The sequence below is a fragment of the Caulobacter sp. FG7 genome (assembly GCF_057808875.1).
On sequence record NZ_JBMDIW010000003.1, the window covers coordinates 207,261 to 225,976 of the forward strand.

The 18,716-nt window shown below is 61.4% G+C and carries 17 protein-coding genes and 2 pseudogenes; 9 read left to right on the forward strand and 10 right to left on the reverse strand.

The window, feature by feature from the left end; genetic code table 11:
* Positions 1–755 precede the first annotated feature (755 nt).
* The 6 genes and pseudogenes from xerC to ACODR1_RS04080 all read left to right on the forward strand — a co-directional run bounded on the left by xerC (position 756) and on the right by ACODR1_RS04080 (position 5,491).
* The gene (gene xerC, locus ACODR1_RS04055; protein WP_488879297.1) at positions 756–1,787 is read left to right on the forward strand and encodes a site-specific tyrosine recombinase XerC; all 1,032 of its coding nucleotides are present in this window, start codon (positions 756–758) and stop codon (positions 1,785–1,787) included.
* Positions 1,788–2,059: 272 nt separating this feature from the next.
* A complete protein-coding gene (locus ACODR1_RS04060) occupies positions 2,060–2,701 on the forward strand; it encodes a ubiquitin-like domain-containing protein (RefSeq protein WP_488879298.1) in 642 nt (213 codons plus the stop codon).
* A 23-nt stretch (positions 2,702–2,724) separates the two neighbouring features.
* Positions 2,725–3,249 carry a hypothetical protein gene (locus tag ACODR1_RS04065; RefSeq protein ID WP_488879299.1) on the forward strand — a complete coding sequence of 175 codons (525 nt, stop codon included), beginning with the start codon at positions 2,725–2,727 and terminating at the stop codon, positions 3,247–3,249.
* 238 nt (positions 3,250–3,487) lie between these two features.
* A pseudogene (locus tag ACODR1_RS04070) lies at positions 3,488–3,640 on the forward strand (transposase); the annotation flags it as partial.
* The gene (locus tag ACODR1_RS04075; RefSeq protein ID WP_488879300.1) at positions 3,607–4,677 is read left to right on the forward strand and encodes an IS3 family transposase; all 1,071 of its coding nucleotides are present in this window, start codon (positions 3,607–3,609) and stop codon (positions 4,675–4,677) included. The pseudogene ACODR1_RS04070 and the gene ACODR1_RS04075, both read left to right, overlap by 34 nt.
* 28 nt (positions 4,678–4,705) lie before the next feature.
* The gene (locus ACODR1_RS04080; RefSeq protein ID WP_488879301.1) at positions 4,706–5,491 is read left to right on the forward strand and encodes a phytanoyl-CoA dioxygenase family protein; all 786 of its coding nucleotides are present in this window, start codon (positions 4,706–4,708) and stop codon (positions 5,489–5,491) included.
* 37 nt (positions 5,492–5,528) lie between these two features.
* On the opposite strand, the gene ACODR1_RS04085 is transcribed toward ACODR1_RS04080, so the two are convergent.
* The 8 genes from ACODR1_RS04085 to ACODR1_RS04120 all read right to left on the reverse strand — a co-directional run bounded on the left by ACODR1_RS04085 (position 5,529) and on the right by ACODR1_RS04120 (position 13,420).
* Positions 5,529–6,647: an aminotransferase class I/II-fold pyridoxal phosphate-dependent enzyme gene (locus ACODR1_RS04085; RefSeq protein ID WP_488879302.1), complete on the reverse strand. Its 1,119-nt coding sequence runs from the start codon at positions 6,645–6,647 to the stop codon at positions 5,529–5,531.
* Complete coding sequence (locus ACODR1_RS04090) at positions 6,644–7,336, reverse strand: class I SAM-dependent methyltransferase (protein WP_488879303.1); 693 nt, start codon at positions 7,334–7,336, stop codon at positions 6,644–6,646. Before ACODR1_RS04090 ends, ACODR1_RS04085 begins: the two co-directional genes overlap by 4 nt.
* Positions 7,333–8,037, reverse strand: coding sequence for a WbqC family protein (locus ACODR1_RS04095; protein WP_488879304.1), 705 nt, complete (start codon positions 8,035–8,037; stop codon positions 7,333–7,335). The genes ACODR1_RS04090 and ACODR1_RS04095 overlap by 4 nt, the downstream gene beginning before the upstream one ends.
* A gap of 186 nt (positions 8,038–8,223) precedes the next feature.
* Complete coding sequence (locus ACODR1_RS04100; protein WP_488879305.1) at positions 8,224–9,045, reverse strand: hypothetical protein; 822 nt, start codon at positions 9,043–9,045, stop codon at positions 8,224–8,226.
* Between the two features lie 153 nt (positions 9,046–9,198).
* On the reverse strand, positions 9,199–9,609 hold the full coding sequence (locus tag ACODR1_RS04105) for a hypothetical protein (RefSeq protein WP_488879306.1): 411 nt from the start codon (positions 9,607–9,609) through the stop codon (positions 9,199–9,201).
* A gap of 684 nt (positions 9,610–10,293) precedes the next feature.
* On the reverse strand, positions 10,294–10,758 hold the full coding sequence (locus ACODR1_RS04110; RefSeq protein ID WP_488879307.1) for a hypothetical protein: 465 nt from the start codon (positions 10,756–10,758) through the stop codon (positions 10,294–10,296).
* Between the two features lie 294 nt (positions 10,759–11,052).
* Positions 11,053–12,285 (reverse strand): ATP-binding protein, encoded by a 1,233-nt coding sequence (locus ACODR1_RS04115; RefSeq protein WP_488879308.1) that lies wholly within the window; start codon positions 12,283–12,285, stop codon positions 11,053–11,055.
* Between the two features lie 730 nt (positions 12,286–13,015).
* Positions 13,016–13,420 (reverse strand): winged helix-turn-helix transcriptional regulator, encoded by a 405-nt coding sequence (locus ACODR1_RS04120; protein WP_116491638.1) that lies wholly within the window; start codon positions 13,418–13,420, stop codon positions 13,016–13,018.
* Between the two features lie 97 nt (positions 13,421–13,517).
* Between ACODR1_RS04120 and ACODR1_RS04125 the strand changes: the two genes are divergently transcribed.
* Both ACODR1_RS04125 and ACODR1_RS04130 read left to right on the forward strand, forming a co-directional pair.
* On the forward strand, positions 13,518–14,540 hold the full coding sequence (locus ACODR1_RS04125) for a zinc-binding alcohol dehydrogenase family protein (RefSeq protein ID WP_488879309.1): 1,023 nt from the start codon (positions 13,518–13,520) through the stop codon (positions 14,538–14,540).
* A 544-nt stretch (positions 14,541–15,084) separates the two neighbouring features.
* On the forward strand, positions 15,085–15,963 hold the full coding sequence (locus tag ACODR1_RS04130; RefSeq protein WP_488879310.1) for an endonuclease/exonuclease/phosphatase family protein: 879 nt from the start codon (positions 15,085–15,087) through the stop codon (positions 15,961–15,963).
* 28 nt (positions 15,964–15,991) lie between these two features.
* Here ACODR1_RS04130 and ACODR1_RS04135 read toward each other — a convergent pair whose 3' ends face one another.
* Both ACODR1_RS04135 and ACODR1_RS04140 read right to left on the reverse strand, forming a co-directional pair.
* Positions 15,992–16,294, reverse strand: a complete 303-nt coding sequence (locus ACODR1_RS04135) for a hypothetical protein (RefSeq protein ID WP_488879311.1) — start codon at positions 16,292–16,294, stop codon at positions 15,992–15,994.
* A gap of 61 nt (positions 16,295–16,355) precedes the next feature.
* Positions 16,356–17,878: pseudogene (locus tag ACODR1_RS04140) on the reverse strand (replicative DNA helicase).
* Between the two features lie 396 nt (positions 17,879–18,274).
* Between ACODR1_RS04140 and ACODR1_RS04145 the strand changes: the two are divergent.
* Positions 18,275–18,478, forward strand: a complete 204-nt coding sequence (locus tag ACODR1_RS04145) for a helix-turn-helix domain-containing protein (protein WP_116491634.1) — start codon at positions 18,275–18,277, stop codon at positions 18,476–18,478.
* Positions 18,479–18,716: the final 238 nt, after the last annotated feature.

The following is an 18,716-nucleotide window of genomic DNA, read 5'->3' on the forward strand; positions in this document are numbered from 1 at the left end:
CTGAGCTTGCCGCCCTTCTCGGAGTTATGCGGACAATTTTTATAAAATGTCCCGCCCCGAGGGCACCGGTCTGAATGGGGTTGTCAGGTTAAACGACGGCGTCTCCAAACTCAGTCTCCGCAACTAAGTTCGCCCGCACCATAATGCGGAGGCCGGTTAGCTTCAGGCTGACAAAGCTCACGCTTCGTGAGGTGGTATCAACCGGTCGATCCGTCCAACTCTTGTCCGATATCTGTCCCAGCGCGCCTGTCGCGATCAGCATCGCCGTCCGATAGTTATCCTGCATCTGTCCTAGATCTGTCCCACGCCTTGGCTTTGGCCGACGGTGTGGGATCGCGGGGTCCGCGATCCATGATGTGGACCCCCTTAAGCGTTCATTTGGTGGCCAAATCAGCGCTCCAAACCCCTTAAATCAGCGATACACCATACGCACCTCCTGGTGCGCGTAACGCTATGATTTATCTTCACTAATCGTGGCGTTGGTTTCTCGGGGGCGCTACCCGGCAATCTACCGAATCCCGAAAACCCCAGTCTCATCAACGCCGAGCCCGCTACCGGGGGCACTACACCGGCGGCCTTGAGCGCGGCCTGTATCGCTGGCGGTTTGGTGGTCCTGCGGCTTTGGGACCATGGGGCGGGCCAAGGCGCGCGCCTGGAGCCGGCTCCTTCCTACGCCAAACCGCGCCTGCGACCGGAGGGCAGGATGTGTGATGTAGGCCTACATCACGGGCTTACCCGTATCTGCGGACGGCCTGATGCGGGGCGTGAAGGCAGGGCCGCTGCCGGGCGAGGACCGAAAGGGCAGTCTGGCGGCGTTTAGGCGGCGCTACCTGGCCTCCCTGGCGGCCAGGCACTACGCGGCCGAGACCATCACCCAGCGTGGGGCGGACCTGGCCGCCTTCGTCCTCTGGTGCGATGCGCGCTCGATCGACGAGCCTTGGGCCGTGACCCGGCCGATCCTGGAGCGCTATCGCCGGCATCTGCATGAGCACCGTCGGGCCGATGGGGCGCCCTTGAGCTTCCGCGTCCAGGCTGGACGCCTCTCGCGCATCAAGGGTTTCTTCGCCTGGCTGGCCGAGGAAAACCACATCGCCGCCGACCCGGCCGCCGCCCTGGCGCCGCCGCGTCCCGAACGGCGCCTGCCGGCCGCCACTCTCACCGTGGACGAGGCCGAGACCGTGTTGGCCCAGCCGGATCTCACCGATCTCCTGGGCTTGCGCGACCGGGCCATGCTGGAGGTGTTTTACGCCACGGCGATCCGCCGCACCGAGCTTGCCCGGCTGATGCTGCACGACATCGACCATGGCCGGGCCTTGCTGGCCGTCCGCCAGGGCAAGGGCAGGAAGGACCGCATCGTGCCGCTGGGCCAGCGGGCCTTGGCCTTTGTGGGGCTCTATCTGGAGCGGGCCAGGCCCGGCCTCGTCGTGGGCCGTGACCCTGGCGTGCTCTTCCTGACCAGCACCGGCCAGGCCATTGCGCCCAAGAAGCTCTCCGACCGCATCGGCGGTTATGTGCGCGCGGCGGGCGTCGGCAAGGCCGGGGCCTGCCATCTCTTCCGCCACACGGCGGCGACCTTGATGCTGGAAGGCGGGGCCGACATCCGTTTCATCCAGGAGTTTTTGGGCCACGCCAGCCTGACCACCACCCAGATTTATACCCGCGTGGCGGTAGGCAAGCTCTCCGACGTCCACGCCGCCACCCATCCTGGCGCGCGCCTGCCCAGCGACCAGCTGGCCGCGCTCCGCGCGGCGCTGGACGCCACCACGGCGCCCGACGACCAGGCCTAGACGCCTCAGCTTCTCCCTCTCAGCCAGCCTCTTTGCGCGCCCGCCATGGGCGTGCGAAGCCTTGCCTCTGATCTTTGACATGTGAGTCCGCGCGCGCGTCCGCGTGGGGCCAAAACCGCCTCTGGGGCGAAATCGGGTTTTTGCCGGCGCCGCCGTCAAACCGCGCGTCGCAAAGCCAGGCCGCGCCAGGGGAAATCGGCCGCTGTACGACCAGGGCGCGTCGGGGGGATCAGTCTCTCCAAACCGACCCCATCGGGTACAGTGCGGGCGATATGAACCTCTACGCTTACGTAGGTGGCGATCCCGTCAACGCTTCCGATCCGTCAGGTCTCATATGCCACAAGGATACGGGCAAATGCGATGTATTCGATCAGCGGAGCAGGCCCGACGCCCGTAGCGCGGCGACGGTAAAAGGGGCCTATGAAAAGATTTACGCCTGGGCCGGCGGCAACCCCAACGCCGTAATTAAGGTCAAGGTGACGAGCAACGGCAAGACGATGACGGTGTCGACAACGGGAGCTCAGATCGCAGGCGCATTGGAGCAGACGAACGTCACGATCAATAACAAGGCGAATTTCATCGATCCGAAAACGGGAGCTAAATGGCCGAGTGCGGCTAATAGCGTAACGACTGAGTATTCGGTCAAAGCGCCTGCGGCGAATGGTGCGAAGTTTTTTACTTCCTATGGCGATCGTCAGGCTCGTGGATTTGATGCAGAAGGTACACAGCTGTCGACCACTCAATTGGTCGGCCATGAGATAGGTTGGAGCACGCCAGGATTTGGCAGCCTTTATAAGGCTGATCCAGAATGGAGCTGGTCGGAAGATGCGCAGCGGGCGCTAGGATCTTATTGGGCTACAAACCCAAACTCCTTTGCGGATCAACTCTTACGGAAAGCTGGGGTGGGCAAGTGAGCGCGTTTCAATGGGGCTTGATCATGAGTTGCCTGATGCTGGCGGCTTGTTCCGAACAGGAGCCTAAAATCGCTGAGAGCGATGGCGCTGTTAGCGACATGATTACTGGTCGAGCCTACCATGTCTCGTATGAGAAGTATCTGGACGGGAAGCCTACGGACCAGATGCTCTTCCTCAATGACGCTAGGGATTACTTGATCCCCGGGGCGCGGGGCGCATCCTATCAGATTACCGGTGTTCCCTTAGGGCTGGAGAAGTGCGGCATTGAAGCCGCGTGCTTCGCGGGTTTCTCAAGGATCCTTCCGATCATTTTGCCTCACGGGGCTGAGGAGCACTTCATGGTGAAAGGGCGACGATACCTCGTGCGCAAGGCGCCCCATCGTTCCGGCGAGATGTGCGGCCGCTTGGAGACGATTGATGAGGTTTTGAATGCTAGGCAGGAGGTTCTCCGTTGCGAAGGCATCGGCGTCGTGAGTATCCGGACACCCGACGCCGACGGCGTTAGGATCGAGTACCGGCTGAAGTCGATGAATGGCATATTGCCTTAAGTCTGCATGAGCTGGCGTTCGGGTGCTGTCAGCGTAACTTTGCCTTCCGACAGGCTGCGGGCTGGACGCGGCGCAACGAGGCGCGCCCTTCGCCGCTTCAGCGCCGAGGCCCATGCAGCTTACGCGGCGTTTGCTAGCTCAGTCGATGCGCGGACTTGCGAATTGGTGGGCCTGTTGACGTGACCCCCTGAAACTCCTCCAGAAATAACTAGAGTCCGCCCGACCAAAGGACGGACGAATGAAGCGATCACGGTTCACGGAAGAGCAGATCATCGCGATCCTGCGCGAGCAGGAGGCCGGCGTGCCGGTCGCGGATCTGTGCAGGAAGCACGGACTCAGCTCGCCGACCTTTTACAAGTGGAAGGCCAAGTACGGCGGGCTGGACGTGTCGGAGGCGCGGCGGCTGAAGGGGCTAGAGGACGAGAACGCCAAGCTCAAGCGGATGCTGGCCGAGGCGATGCTCGACAACGTCGCGCTGAAAGACCTGCTGGGAAAAAAGTGGTGACGCCCGCCGCGCATCGGGAGGCAGCAGCCTATTTGCAGTCGGCCTACGAGATGAGCGAGCGGCGGGCGTGTCGGGTTCTGGGCGTGGATCGCGCGAGCGTGCGCTACCAGGCCACGCGGCCCGACGACGGGATCTTGCGCGAGCGGCTAAAGACGCTGGCCCAGGAGCGGCGCCGGTTCGGCTATCGGCGGCTGCACGTGCTGCTGAGGCGCGAGGGGCATGCGGTCAACAAGAAGCGGGTCCAGCGCTATCGCGAGGAGAAGCTGACGGTGCGCCGGCGCGGCGGGCGCAAGCGGGCGATCGGCACGCGACGGCCGCTGGAGGTCCCGCTGGCGCCGAACCAGCGCTGGAGCCTGGACTTCGTGTCCGACCAGATGACCGACGGCCGCCGCTTCCGGATCCTGACGGTGATCGACAACTGCACGCGCGAGTGCCTAGCCCTGGTGGCCGACAACTCGCTGTCAGGCGCTCGGGTGGCGCGCGAGCTGGACGCCATCATCGCCCAGCGCGGCCGGCGGCCCGACACCATCGTCAGCGACAACGGCACGGAACATACCTCCAACGCCATCCTGGCCTGGACCGACGACCGCGGCGTGGGCTGGCACTACATCGCGCCGGGCAGGCCTCAGCAGAACGGCTACAACGAGAGCTTCAACGGCCGGCTGCGCGACGAGCTGTTGAACGAGACCCTGTTCCGATCCTTGCCACACGCCCGCGCGGTGCTGGAGACCTGGCGGCGCGACTACAACCAGCGCCGGCCCCACTCCAAGCTCGGCTGGTTGACGCCCAAGGAGTACGCCAGCGCCTTCTGCGGACAGACCGGCCGGCACGCTGCGCAGGCTGATAGCTCCGCGCGCCGGCCTCTTGCCACCCACCTCGACCAAGGCTCAAATCAACCTGGGACTCTCGTTTTGGCTGGATGAGAAATGGGGGTCACGTCAGAGGGGGAGTATGTTCGATCTATCAGAAGCGGCAATCGGAGCTATTCGCGCCGATATGTCGCGCGACGGGTTCGCAGTCTCGCCGCCTGTTGTTTCACCTGAACTATTAATACAGCTGCGGGCAGCGTTAGACTCTTGCTACGCGCAACAAGTGCGAGAGGTCGGCGGCGAGAGAGTTCTCCGACAGATCGGCGATCTTGATATAGTTCGTTTGCCGTTAGCAAATGAGCAGATATTTTTGGATATTGCTCTCGGTGCGCCTTTGCGGGCGATACCTCGTTCGATCTTTGGCGAGGCGTGCATTCTTATTGAGCAAACTGGTGTCTTGAACCAGCCTAGCCAACCCAATCCGGCAAAGGAATGGCACAGGGATGTCGTCATTGCAGAGGCGGCGACAATGATGCCCAGCGCTGTGTCGATCGTGCTATGCGTCGATGACTTTAACGATTTGACGGGAGGAACCTGCTTCTTAGCGGGTAGTCATCAGGAGGACCTTAGTGTTCATGATTTGGAGCATAAAATGGCACAAGTAGCGCCAGACGTTCCGGCTGGCTCTCTTTTGATATTTAACTCAAGAATATATCATCGATGTCGTGAAAATATTAGCAATCATGTGCGAAGAGGAATTACTCATATAGTCGGTCACTATTCACTCGCGCAGCAAATTTCTATACCTCGTAGCCTTGGTTCGCGCACGGACCTGTCTCCAAGCGATCGAAAATTTCTTGGCTTCGCCGCCGAACCAGCGGACTCTGCACTAGATTGGCGTCGCCGCAGGTTGATTGGGTGGCGGTGACGGCTTTGCAGACCCTACTTTGGGCCGATTTTGACCTCTAGTTTCGCCAAGACTCCACAGCATCAATTACGGCTTCTTGATCCCTGTCGCTAAGGCCGTTGTACATCGGCAGCCGAAGAAGCCGGGGCGCTATTGATTCGGTCACTGGGCACTCACTAACGCCAAGCGTAGAGCCAAACTTGGACATGTGCAGAGGTCGATAGTGTGCCGCAACCTCGATCCCCAGGCGTTCAAGGTGAGACTTCAGCTCTTGCGCTTCGGATATACTTGGTGCGACCACATAGAAAATTTCGCAATTTGACTGCTCTGTGGACTGGGGACTTGGTAGGTTGAATTCACGTCTGTTTGCCCAATCTTGCAGCCCCATATAGTAACGGCTCCAGCTTCGTTGCCGTTTTTGGCTGTTTGAGTTGGCAGATTCAAGGCGTCCGAGCAGGATGGCTGCATGCACCTCGGACATCTCAAAGCTCGATCCGAGCGCGACCCACTCGTAAAAGGACACGTCGCCGTTAAGAAAAGCGCCAGAGTTCACACCTTTCGTCAGAATCGGTGCGATTCTCGGCACGATATCTGCGCGATTGACGGTTAGTGCGCCGCCGTCTCCACAGCTAACTGATTTCGTCCGATGAAAGCTAAATGCACCGAAGTCGCCTATAGTGCCCAGCAGGCGACCATCATATCTTGCTCCGAAAGCGTGGGCGCAGTCCTCAATCAGAAGAGCGCCAGACGACGTCGAAATCTCACTGATGGCTGCTAAATCACAGGCTCTACCTCCGTAGTGGACGATAACAATCGCCTTGGTACGTGAGGTAACTAATCTCGCGATCGACTGTGGAGACACGCAAAGGGTAGCCGGATCAATGTCTGCAAACCGAACTTTAGCGCCACGGAGGGCGAATGCGATGACGCTCGTAGGGAATGTAAAAGATGGGACAATCACTTCGTCGCCAGGACCAATCCCTATCGCCAAGGCGATAACTTCGATCGCTTGAGTGCAGGAGCCGGTCACTCTTGGTGAGGGACCAAATCCCATTTCGACCAAGTGTTTTTCTACTACCAACTTTGCGTTGGCGCCGTTGAGACGACGAGCTACCGAGCCGAGGTCGATCAGATTCGACGCGAATTTGTGCAGGGGTATGCGGCGTTCTAACTTCAATACTCGACATCCAACGGTTCACAAAAATACTTATCTACGGCTACTTCCCCGAAGCGCGCCCTTATCGCTTGGGGCTTGAGAACCGCGAGTTCGAACTCGTAAAGCGGCGTGCAAGAACTGATGCTTACAAAACGCGATAGATGCAAAGCACTCCAGCGTGCCAGGCGACTTGGGTCATGATAGGTCAGGTCTTCCTGCATTTTGTTTTGTTGCGCCGCCGAAGAGAGAAAATTGACAGCAATTCCGTGGTTGGAAAAGTGATACATGCGCTTAAGGCGCGCCCGAACCTCGCGCTGCCAGCGCGACTGGGACAGCCCGAAGCTTGAGTTGAACGCTCCAAGCGAAACAAAAAAATCGCTTGGCGGTGGTTCAACGCTAAGTATGTCGCCACACGCGAACCAGCCGTTAGGAAAGACCTTTCTCGTCTGCTCCACAAAGGGCGAGAATAGATCACACCCCGAATACCCGATTTGCGGTGCGTATGCTTTGAGTGCTAGACCGAGATGGCCGAGACCAACTCCGACTTCGAAAACGCTGCGCGCATTGTGACGGAGCAGAATTTCGATGATGCTGAGAATTCGAATTTGATGCGTTCCATCGTCATTGTAGCCCACTGAGCGCTCGCTAATCCCATGGCGCTCTAGAAGCGTTCGATAGTACGCGTTGTTCTCGCTCACAAAATCGATCATGTAATCCGCTGTCCAGGGCTTGAGCTTTTTATAAGCGACCTGCACTGATCAAGCCCGGCATTTGCTATTGTGTCGATTATAGACACGCTCTCATCATAGCCAGGCCACCTTTGATCATATTTTTTGTAGTCATAAGTTTTCACTTCGAGGCAAAGCCCGCGCGAAGAAAACCTCGAGACGTCTAGGTAATTTAGCCCGGCCGGACCCGTTACGTAGGTTCGCGCTGAAACCTGGTTCATTATCCTAATTATTCTCTCAGTTCTATCTTCTCCAACGACGTATTCGTTCATTCGTTCGATCTGCGTTTGAACTCCTAGTGCCCGTGCAATGTGCCGTATCAATGCCTCGTTTAGCTCCGTTAAGCGGTCTACGCCGGGCGGTATTGCGTTGCACCATATCTCAGCTGCCGCGCCGAAATGCGGCGCTCTACCTAGCGCGCTAGCCAACTTGCGGCGATGCTGCATGGACCATTCAGTGAAAGGCGCGGCGATCCGTACTTGTTCGATTGAGAGTTGGCCGCGCGCGGTGACGGGGACCGTGATCCAATCCGTGCCATCAGCGAACCTCAGTCGGTTGCGATTGCGAAAGCCATTGCGTGAGAACGGCATCGTGTCGGCGATGAGGAATAGGTCTGCAGAGTCGATGAGGTCGAAATACCCCCTCCAGGGTAAGTAGCATGACTGAACCGCTGCAAGTCTCATTTTCTAAACTCCAAAACTTTGGATTTTAAATTCCTCAATATTAAAATGAAGCATGTTGGCGCGATTTGCCGATCGCTATTGTTTGGGTGCCGAATTAGTAAACGGTTTAAATTCAATAATATAATACTGAAGAAAGTGCGGTTTGTATAAAATTGAAGTTTAAGAGCAAATTTTCAATTAATATTGTTATATTTTTCGCCAATTGTGTAATTTTTTGTCAAGTGCCTTAATTAAAATGTCTACGAGGCCTAAGTCGTAGAATTTTTCTTTGTAGTTATGCTCGAATCCGTCAATCCAGTCGGCGTTATACTGGCAGCCGCATGTTCTGGGGTCTCGCAGTTCGCCGTCCTCGTGCATAACTAGCACCTTGCATCCGGATACAATGGCCTCCTTAAGCAATATTGATCCGTGATCATATGAGTAAAGCGTGTCGCATCGCCGCAGAAATTGGCCAAGATGCCACATTGAGGTCACTTCGTCTTCTATAACTCGAAGCGATTCCAAGTTTGGCATGTCAAATTTTTGCCGAAGGGCACGGCCGTGAGAAGTAAATACAAACGATAAATCCCTATATACTCTGTCATCTTTAAAAATGTATGTTGGATCAATTACCGGTATAAATAGTGTGCCAATTTCTTCTTGGGGAATGCCGGTTATTTTTGAGGTTCGCTCCCTCATGATGTCGCTATACACAAAAACGATATCTTCAGGTGCAAATTTACCGTCACCACCCAGTAATCCCGGGTAATTCATTGCCCACCTAACAACAATTTGCGCGTTCAGAGGATTTCCTTGTGTCATTTCTGAATATATTGCGACGCACCCCTCGCCAGAGCCAGTGTAAATTGGAACAGCCTGTGCTGGTTGTGCGTCAAACGGATGCATTGGCGCGATAGCAGAGCGAACCCCTAAATCATTCAACATTTCACAAAGGCGGTAAAGTGCGCGTACACCGGCGCTTCTATGCGTATATTGCGGCGCAAATATTAATACATCTGGCTTATCCATCATATCAATCCAAGTTTAGAGCCGTGGCAATCGTTCCGGCCAAGGGCTCTCGCCCGTCCAGCTCGTCGTGCTCGGCCGGCGCATCGATAATGAAGCTAGGCACGAACGGCTTCTCAGTCGCGCCGCTATTGGGCTTCTCTCTAGCCATCCGGCTCACCGAAACACGATCGGCCGATCCGGGACCGGCTTTTGCCGTTCTCGGTCGGCGTCGTCGACGCCGCGGCAGTCGCCCAGGCGCGCCTGCACCGCAGGAAGCCTCGCCTGCTCGCTCATCGTTGAGCTGATGCGCTCGACGGACAGGCACTCGGCGCATTGAGCCGCCGACCGGGTCGTCAGGTCTGTGGTGAGATCGATTTCGCGATCGCAGGCCGCCAGGACCGCTTTGGTCACGACGTCCAGCGACTCGGAGGAGCGGGCCAAACGATAGCCCCAGCGCTGGACGCATCGTCTGGCATAGATCGAAAGCGCCGACTGAGCGCCTTTAGGTGAGAGCTTGGTCGCGGCAAGCGCCGTGTCGCGATCGTGGATCGCTTGTGCGATAGATACAGGAGTGACGCAGACCATCTTGTCTGGGTTCGGCGCGCTGCACCCCGCCAGGGTCATAGCCAGCAGGGTGCAAATAGCAGCATGAATCCTTCGCAACGCTCCGACTTCCCCGATAATTCAACCCGACGCTCAGGCTTTTTCGCCCGAAGCGGCCGAACAGCTACTCAAGGCTCAGCTTCATTGCTTAAGGCCAAGATCGGACCTCCACAAGTTGCAGGCCAATCCAACTCCGGTCACCTCCGGGCGGTCAGACCTTCAGAGACGCCTTGAGTTCCACCACCTCTTTCCGGCTGCTTCGAGTTGTCGAGGCCAGGCTTGGCCGGGGATCCTGAGCGTCGCGCGCGACGATCAGGAGCAACGCTGCCTAGCCTCGGCCAGGAACTTCTCGTTCTTCGGTGCGCCCTTGTCGCCCTGCTGTTCATGCCGGTCATCGGCGACAGCGTCCGCGTGGCTGCGGGTAGCGACATCTTCGCCGACCAAGTTGCCCGCTACATGACCTTTCTTCCGACCCGCATGGCGCTTTGGACCGCTCCCGCAAACGTCGGACTAGGGTCGTGAGCCGTCATTGGCTCGGCTCCAGATTGGCGACTTCGGCATGGCGACATCCCGCGTCGGTGCTGGCGACCGCTGCCGACCCTGAGCGGACTTGAGAGTCGTCTGGGTGGACCAAGTTCAAAACTGCATTGAGTGCGTTCGGTAAAATTACAGAAAGAAGCTCTCACCGGGATCGCGCGCATCTGTCTTGACGCCGCTAACCCCACGAACTCCAGCCTGGCCACAGACACCAAAGAACTCTCTGGACCAAAGCCAGTTCTTTGAATGCCAGTCCCAGAAAGCGTGCACTTCGGAAGTAATAAGCATCCGGTATCCGAACGCCTGCAGCTCGACCAGCGCGCGCTCCATCACCCCCGCGCGTTGATATCGACCGCCGGCGCCCTCCAAATATATACGGGTGATCAGCCGGACCATCGGTTCGTCCTCGTCAACTTCGCGGTGGGTCAACTCTCCGACTTTCACCCCCGTCGGCGACAGAATGACCACCTGTTCATCGTCGTCGAATTCCAGCGTGACGTCGCCGTGTGGCGTCGGATGGATAAATGTCTCGCTCATGGTGAGGTCTTTCCCGGCTTCGAAATCACGATAGCGGAAAGCGGTCGATGAGGTCATGGCCCAAAGGTGCCGGACATCCCCGCTGAGGATTTGGGGCGGGTTTTCGGTCGCGGTTCAATTACTTAAAGTAACTGCTAGGCACAATGCGCCATTTGCTGCCGTTGGCTGGCCTCTGGAAACGCGACGTTCTTTCCGTCAGGATGAGCTAGGCCTCATTGCCTCCTCGGAGGCTCACAAACGGTAGCGAGACCGACCTAGCCCTCTGTCGCTTGTCCTGGGCTGGCGGCGAGGCGCGTAGGTATCAGCTAACGCAGTGCGTCGCCGCCGGCCCGGGCGATCACGAGGTGTGAACTACCCCCAAAGGGTCGAGAGCGGCATGGCCGCCAGCGCCTCACCGAACGGCACTGTGTCGGCGCTGTCGTAAAGCACGGCGCCGAACTTGAAGCGATCACCGACCGCGCCACGTAGTTTTCGCAGACCATTGAAGTCCCCGCCGCGGACCGTCGCCGAGGCCTTGATTTCCAGGCCCACGATCTCACCGGCCCTGTTTTCGATCACGATGTCGACCTCGTCGCCGGACTTGTCGCGGAAGTGGCTTAATGTGTAGCGGTCGGCGTCCCAGGCGGTCAGCTTCAGCACCTCGCTGAAGACGAAGCTTTCGAGCACGGCCCCGAACGGGGTCCGATCAGCGGCGACCCGCTCCGGCGTGAGGTTGCGCAGAGCCGCCAGCAGACCCGGATCCAGGAAGTGCAGCTTCGGCGTCTTGATCAGTCGGCTGAGGGCGTTGTTGCTCCATGGCGGCAGCGTTTGGACCAGGAACAACTGCTCGAAGACGCCGGTGTAGCGTTGGGTGGTGACATGGTTGAGATTGAAGGCGGCGCCCACGCTCGAGTGATTGATCAGTTGCCCGGAATGCTCGGCCAGGGCGCGCATAAGCCTTGGCATGCGGTCCAGCTGGTCGATCTGGGCGACGTCGCGGACGTCGCGTTCGATCACCGCCTCGACATAATTCAGGTGCCAATCCTGGCGGCGCGCCCAAGCGCTTCGCGCCAGCGCTTCGGGGTAGCCGCCGGCCAGGACGCGTTCCACGAGGTCGGGTCCGAGCCGCGCTGCGCCGGCCCTGGGCGCATGGCCGGCGAACAGGCTCGAGAGAAAGGGTGGCCGGGTCTCGCCCAGGATCTCCGCCTGGGCCAGCGGCAGAAGGCGGATGGTCTCCATTCGGCCGGCCAGGGAGTCGGCGACCCTTGGCAGGGTCATCAAGTTGGCTGAGCCCGTCAGGAGAAAGCGGCCGGGCCTTGCATCTCGATCAACGGCTTGCTTGATCGCCAGCAGCAGGTCAGGTGCGCGCTGGACTTCGTCTATGATCGCTGTGTCGAGGCTGCGGATCAGTCCGGCCGGATCGGCTTGCGCGGCGGCAAGGGTCGTGGCGTCGTCGAGCGTGAGATAGGTTCTCCCCTCACCCGCCAAGGACCTGGCCAAGGTGGTCTTGCCCGATTGTCGCGGCCCGGCGAGCAGGACGACCCGTGTGTCGCTTAGCGCTTCGGCGACGCGGTCGGCGACGAAACGTGGGCGCAGGTTGGGCATGATGCCGTCCAATTGAAAGTGCCGAGCTGTCTGATTGAAAGATTCGTGGCGTCCAATTGAAAGTGCGTTAACGTCCAATTGAAAGTCTGTGAGGCGGCGGTTCGATGGCCCAGCGCGGTCGGCCTTTCCGCTGCCCCGCAGCAGCGTGGCGGACAGCGGCGTGCCACATCTGTTCAATCGCCGGCGCCGTTACGCCGCCACCTGGGCGCCGTGCGACCCGGAGAAGATGGTCCTAAGGCGAGGTCAATATGAGCGCGAGCATCGGCGCACCGTTCATGCGCCCTCAGATGCGGCGCCGCTCGAGAAGCCGATCACGCAAGGGCTGCAGCCGAGCCCTCGCCATAGAGTGCGATGGCTTCGTTCGGTCTGGGATTGGTCTGGTGACTGCACCGCCCCAGTTCGTCCTGTTCCGCCAGGTCTTGTCCCCGCTCGCCTGGGCGAACCGAGCGACGCGATCCAGGCAGACAGCCGCGCGGATTTCGCTACGAGCGAGATCTGGAGCGGCTTTGCCTTAGCGGGACAGCGCGGGTGGTCGACGTCATCGCCCAAGAGCGGACCCACGCCCTTGCCGCCAGCCGAAGGTTTTGGTCACGGACAAGGGCGCGGCCCATCTCGATGCGGCGCACCAAGCAACCGTCAAGGCGGCTACGCCCCAGGATGCACCGAAATTGTTTCGCCGACCTCTGGGGACACAGCGATCACGGGGGACGAGCCCCCGGCGCTTTGAGGGCTACAAGGAGCCGCGCTGGGCTGATCCACCCGGTTGGGGTTCACGCGGATCGTGGCCAAGAGGCTTCCCATAGAGGCCGATATTGGCGTCGCCCCATGCCTTCAAGGCGCGAAGGATGGGGGCCATGCTCAGGCCAAGCTCCGATAGCGAATACTCGACCTTCGGCGGCACCTGCGCATAGACCTTGCGCGTGATGAGCCCGTCGTCCTCCAGCTCCCGCAGCTGGTTGGTCAGCATCCGCGGCGTGCAGTTTTGAACCTGCCGCCGGATTTCATTGAAGCGCAGCGTTCCGGCCAGCAGGTGCCAGAGGATGATGGCCTTCCACTTGCCGTCGATAAGCCCGATGGCCGCCTCGACCGAACACCCTGGCGTGCAGTCGAAGCGGGAATGGCGCACCTTGGCCATGACAGTATCCTTTTTGATACTATGTGCGGTCGTTGTCAGTATTGCAGGTTTCTGAGAGTAGCTGCACCTATCGGGCGCCGCAACACGGAGCACCGCCATGAAGGCTATCGGTTACAGGATCCCCGGCGCCCTTGATCGGCCCGACGCGCTCGAGGATATCGTGCTCGATCGGCCGGTCGCCACCGGCCATGACCTGCTGGTCGAGGTGGCGGCCGTGTCGGTCAATCCGGTCGACACCAAGGTCCGCGCCAGCGCGGGGCCGACAACCGGAGACTGGAAGGTCCTGGGCTGGGACGCCGTGGGCAAGGTCGTCGAAGTCGGGCCGCAGGTCGAGGACTTCGCCGTCGGCGACGAGGTGTTCTACGCCGGGTCGATCACGCGGCAGGGGGCCAACAGCCAGTTCCACCTTGTGGATGCGCGGATCGTCGGGCGAAAGCCCAAGACGCTCAGCAACGCCGAGGCCGCCGCCCTGCCCCTCACCGCGATCACGGCCTGGGAAATGCTGTTTGACCGGATCGACATCCGCCGACCCGTCCCTGGCGCGGCCAATGCCGTGCTGATCATCGGCGGCGCGGGCGGCGTGGGTTCAATCGCGATTCAGCTGATCCGCGCCCTGACCGACCTGGTGGTGATCGCCACGGCGTCGCGAGCTGACACCCAAGAATGGGTCAAAAGTCTTGGCGCCCACCACGTGCTCGATCATGCGAAGCCTCTGGCCGGGCAGATCCAGGCCCTGGGGATCGGTGCGCCCGCCTTCGTCTTTTCCACCACCCATACCGACAAGCATCTGGATGAGATCCAGGCGCTCATCGCGCCTCAGGGCCGCTTTGGCCTGATCGACGATCCGGCCCTGCTGGACGTCGTGGGCTTCAAGCGCAAGGCCGTCTCGATCCACTGGGAATTGATGTTCACCCGCTCGATCTTCGAAACCGCCGACATGGCTGAGCAGGGGCGGTTGCTGAACGAGGTCTCGGGGCTTGTCGACGCCGGCCGCATTCGCACGACCTTGACCCAGACCCTGTCGCCCATCAATGCGGCCAACCTTAAGGCGGCGCATGCGCTGATCGAGAGCGGCCGCGCGAAGGGCAAGGTGGTCCTGGAAGATTTTGGCCCAAGCTAACCGGCGATGAGACAAGCGGCAGGAGCCGTGCGCTGCGAGACCCATGCGCTGCGAGCGCCGGCTTCCGCGACGATCAGGAAGGGGGCGGCCCGTCTTGGCGTTCTGTGGGATCTTGGCCAATGCCAGCTTGCACGTAGGCATCGGGGGCGCCCCCGCTCCCTCCGCCTCGGACGGCGCACACGCCGTCAGGGAAAATCTCCACAGAAAGCGTTGAGGGGGGAAGCGCCGGCGGCCCCGCGCCTGCGCGGAACATCGCTGGGCTTTGGAGCGTCCTGGATCGGCGGCGGCTAAGGCGGATGGCGCAGGCCGGTCCCTTCGCCGAACCGCTTTCAGCCGGCGACGGGCCCATCGCGCCGCCGAATCTGTGAGATTTCGTGTCTGGCGGCGCCATGCGCCCCAGGAAAGTTGCGGGGCGGGCGGGTTGGGCCGCCAGGCCCGGGAAATCCTGCGCAGCCGACGGCCCGCGTCCAACCTCGAGCCGTAAGCATATTGTTATTTTATAACTCATGCGTTCTAAGGCCGATCCAATCGAGAGGATCGCTGGATGTTCAAGCCGCTCGCCGCCCTGGCCGTCGCGTTGGCGCTTACCGCGTGCGTGACGACGCCGCGAACCGGACAGGCCCCGCTGCGCGTGGCCGCCTGGAACATGGAGCACCTTTCCGAAGACGGGTCCCAAGGCTGCAAGGCCCGCACCGACGCCGACTACGCGGTGATGGCTCGTTACGCCGAGCAGCTGAAGGCCGACGTCATCGCCTTCGAGGAGGTGGAATCGGTCAAGGCCGCCGCCCGCGTTTTCGATCCGGCCAAGTACCAGCTGGTCATCGAGGAGGGGCCCGCCGGCGAGCACTTCCCCTGTGGCGGCCAGGAAGGGCGCAGGCTGACCCGCCAGGCCGTAGGCTTCGCCATCCGCAAGGGCGTGAGCTTCGATCGCGCGCCGGACGTCTCCGACTTGGCGCTCGGCAATCCCAACCTGCGCGCGGGCGTCGACATCACCGTGCGCGCACCCGGCCACGCGCCGTTGCGCCTGCTGGCCGTGCATTTGAAGTCGGGCTGCTTCAACGGGCTTAATGGCGGGGCCTGCGCGACCCTGCAGCAGCAGATCCCGGTCCTGGAGCGCTGGATAGACGCGCGCGCCGCCGAGCCGATCCGCTTCGCCGTGCTGGGCGACTTCAACCGCCGGCTGGCGCGCGCCGATGACGTGCTGTGGGCCGAGCTGGACGATGGCCAGCCGGCCAATGCCGACCTGTCGCTCGCCGAAGGCGCGGCCACGCCCAAATGCGATCCGCGCTACAAGGAGTTCATCGACCACATCGTGCTCGACGCCCGCGCCACGCGCGACCTGGTCGGGTTTGAGGAGCAGGTCTACGCCACGACTGACGGTCGCCCGTCGGACCATTGCCCCGTCGTGGCGCTGCTGCGCTAGGGCGACTGCGCCACGGCCCCGCGGCGGATCAGGCGCCCTTGCCGTCTTTCAGCAGCTTGGCGGCCATGGCGCGCGCGGCCTTGGGATCTGCGACCAACTGGTCGATTTCAGCCAGGCGATCGTAGGGCAGTCGGGCGAGCCAGTGCTCGTCGCGGACATCGTAGCCAAAGTGCAGCTCGACGGCGTGGCCTGTTTCACCGACATGCTGGTGGGCCCAGGCGCGCGCGTCGTCGAATTGCTTGAGGTCGCAGGTCTTGCAATAGGCCTTGCCGAACATCTCCTCCTCGACAGGGGTGAAGCTGGTCGGCAGGAAGCTGGACGCATCGCTCATCGGCCGGCCTTTCGCGCCCTGCGACGGTGGTCCGGATTCAGGCGCATGGTCAATGGCCAGTCTAGTCGTCCAGATGATCCCGCGCTTGGGCGAAGGCGTGGTCGCGGGCCAGATTTCCAAAGCGGGTGGTGTGGCTGGAGAAGGCCAGGCGCACCGTGCCGATGGGGCCGTGACGCTGCTTGGCGATGATCACCTCGGCCAGACCCTCGACCTGGTCCATGCGCTCGCGCCAGGTCAGGTGCTCGGGCGTGCCTTCGCGCGGCTCGGCGCGGCCCACGTAGTAGCTTTCGCGGAACACGAACCACACCATGTCGGCGTCCTGCTCGATCGAGCCGGATTCACGAAGGTCAGACAGCTGCGGGCGCTTGTCGTCGCGGCTTTCGACCTGACGCGACAGCTGCGACAGGGCGATGACCGGGCAGGCCAGCTCCTTGGCCAGGGCCTTGAGGCCCATGGTGATCTGCGAGACTTCCTGCACGCGGCTGGCGTTCGAACCGAGGTCCGAGCCGGTCACCAGCTGGAGATAGTCGACGACGATCAGGTCGAGGCCCACCTGGCGCTTCAGGCGACGGGCCCGGGCGGTCAGCTTGGCGATCGAGATGCCGCCGGTGGCGTCGATATAGAGTGGCGCTTCCTGCAGCTCCATGGCCGCGTCGCGCACGCGGCCGAACTCGCTGGCGTCGATCTCGCCTTTACGCAGTTTGTCGCCCGACACGCCTGAGGCGTCGGCCAGCATACGCAGGGCCAGTTGCTCGGCGCTCATTTCCAGCGAGTAGAAGGCGACCACCCGCCGTTGACGGTCTTGCGGCTGCCGTCGGGCTGGGGCTCCCAGGCGTACTTCTTGGCGACGTTGAAGGCGATGTTGGTCGCCAGCGCCGTCTTGCCCATCGACGGACGACCGGCCAGCACGATCAAGTCGGAGGGGTGAAGGCCGCCGATCTTCTGGTCGAGGTCGATCAGGTCCGACGCCAGGCCAGACATGCCGCCGTCACGCTGGAAGGCCTCGGCGGTCATCTCGACGGCGCCGCGGAGGGCGTCGCCGAAGCTGACGAAGCCCGAGCTGGCCGTCCCGCTTTCGGCCAGGGTGTAGAGCTGCTGCTCGGCGGCTTCGATCTGGTCGCGGGCCGGGCGCTTCTCGTCGCCGTGGCCGTGGGCGGCCGAGGCGATCTCGCCGCCGATGCGGATCAGGTCGCGGCGCAGGGCCAGGTCGAACACCGCCCGGGCATAGTCGCCGACATTGGCGGCCGGCGGGGCGCGGTCGACGAGGTCGGCGAGGTAGCGGATGCCGCCCAGTTCCTCGAACGCCGGATCGCGCTTGAATTCGTCGGCCAGCAGGATCGGTTCGGCCAGCTGGCCCTTGCGGATGTGGGTCTCGATCGACTGGAACAGCCGCTGGTGGAACGGCTCGTAGAAGTGGCGTCCCTGCAGGCTGTCGGTCAGCCGCTCATAGGCTGAGTTGTCGTAAAGCAGCACGCCCAGCAGCGCCTGTTCGGCTTCCAGGTTGTGCGGCGCCGTGTTGATGGTCGGTCCTGGACCGGCATCGACGCTGGCTTCGAAGACGACGGTACGCGCAGCAGCACTCATCGACAACCTCATGACGCTTCAAGTCGAGGTGGCCGGAACTGTGGATGGATTCGGCTGACGGCGTCATCCGCGCCTGAGGCGGCGGCACCCGCATGGCGATCAACCCACGGGGGCCGACGGCCGTGGCGGAGTGAATGGCCCATCCTAGTGCTCGAGGCCGAGAATGGATCAGCGGATGGTTCGAAGTCGCCGATTGCATCGACAGTCGCCTGTCACAAATCCGACATTGGACCTTCCGGTCTGCTAATGCCGATGATAGTACGAACTCCATCATGAGTTGAGCCGCGTCCGCTTCTGAGTGGAGGCTGGCGTGCAACGCCGCGTGAGAACGGTTTTGTTTGGAGTGCCGTCTCTAAGCTGAGCAGACCGGTTGGTTCGAGCCGCCGGAGTAACAGTTTGTCACGTCGTTACCGTCTTACGCCGCGTCAGCGTGATTGCTTGTCCGAAGCCCAAAAGGGAAGGACCGCCATCCAGATCGCCCACAAGCTCGGCATCTCCGAGCATACGGTGAACAGCTACTTTTCCGAGGCTTACCGGCGGCTTGGCGCGCGTAATCGCGCCCACGCCGTGGCCCTGGCCGTCAGTCTTGGCGAGATCTGAGCCGGCCGTCTCACCTTCGCCGCTCCTTTTTCTAAGGTCCCAGCCGCCGGGCTCGTCAAAGGGCTGGTCGGCCCTTGCCGGCGGTCAGACGGAGCGGACCTTGAGCCAGGAAGATGACAGCTCGAACCGGCGGTGCGATCGACATGTCTGCGTCCAGGCGCGCCGGCGTCGCAAGGCCATCGGACAATCCCCGGCCAAGCTTGGTCGGGCGCCAGGGATCAGCTTCCAGCAGATCCAG

Bases quoted from the DNA above. Each gene is read 5' to 3' on its own strand.
- ACODR1_RS04125 (WP_488879309.1), top strand. From the start codon at position 13,518: ATGAAGGCTATCGGTTACAGGATCCCCGGCGCCCTTGATCGGCCCGAC.
- ACODR1_RS04135 (WP_488879311.1), bottom strand. From the start codon at position 16,294: ATGAGCGATGCGTCCAGCTTCCTGCCGACCAGCTTCACCCCTGTCGAG.
- ACODR1_RS04110 (WP_488879307.1), bottom strand. From the start codon at position 10,758: ATGACCTCATCGACCGCTTTCCGCTATCGTGATTTCGAAGCCGGGAAA.
- ACODR1_RS04060 (WP_488879298.1), top strand. From the start codon at position 2,060: ATGAACCTCTACGCTTACGTAGGTGGCGATCCCGTCAACGCTTCCGAT.
- ACODR1_RS04115 (WP_488879308.1), bottom strand. From the start codon at position 12,285: ATGCCCAACCTGCGCCCACGTTTCGTCGCCGACCGCGTCGCCGAAGCG.
- ACODR1_RS04100 (WP_488879305.1), bottom strand. From the start codon at position 9,045: ATGGATAAGCCAGATGTATTAATATTTGCGCCGCAATATACGCATAGA.
- ACODR1_RS04130 (WP_488879310.1), top strand. From the start codon at position 15,085: ATGTTCAAGCCGCTCGCCGCCCTGGCCGTCGCGTTGGCGCTTACCGCG.
- ACODR1_RS04090 (WP_488879303.1), bottom strand. From the start codon at position 7,336: ATGATCGATTTTGTGAGCGAGAACAACGCGTACTATCGAACGCTTCTA.
- ACODR1_RS04120 (WP_116491638.1), bottom strand. From the start codon at position 13,420: ATGGCCAAGGTGCGCCATTCCCGCTTCGACTGCACGCCAGGGTGTTCG.
- xerC (WP_488879297.1), top strand. From the start codon at position 756: ATGCGGGGCGTGAAGGCAGGGCCGCTGCCGGGCGAGGACCGAAAGGGC.
- ACODR1_RS04065 (WP_488879299.1), top strand. From the start codon at position 2,725: ATGAGTTGCCTGATGCTGGCGGCTTGTTCCGAACAGGAGCCTAAAATC.
- ACODR1_RS04080 (WP_488879301.1), top strand. From the start codon at position 4,706: ATGTTCGATCTATCAGAAGCGGCAATCGGAGCTATTCGCGCCGATATG.
- ACODR1_RS04105 (WP_488879306.1), bottom strand. From the start codon at position 9,609: ATGGTCTGCGTCACTCCTGTATCTATCGCACAAGCGATCCACGATCGC.
- ACODR1_RS04095 (WP_488879304.1), bottom strand. From the start codon at position 8,037: ATGAGACTTGCAGCGGTTCAGTCATGCTACTTACCCTGGAGGGGGTAT.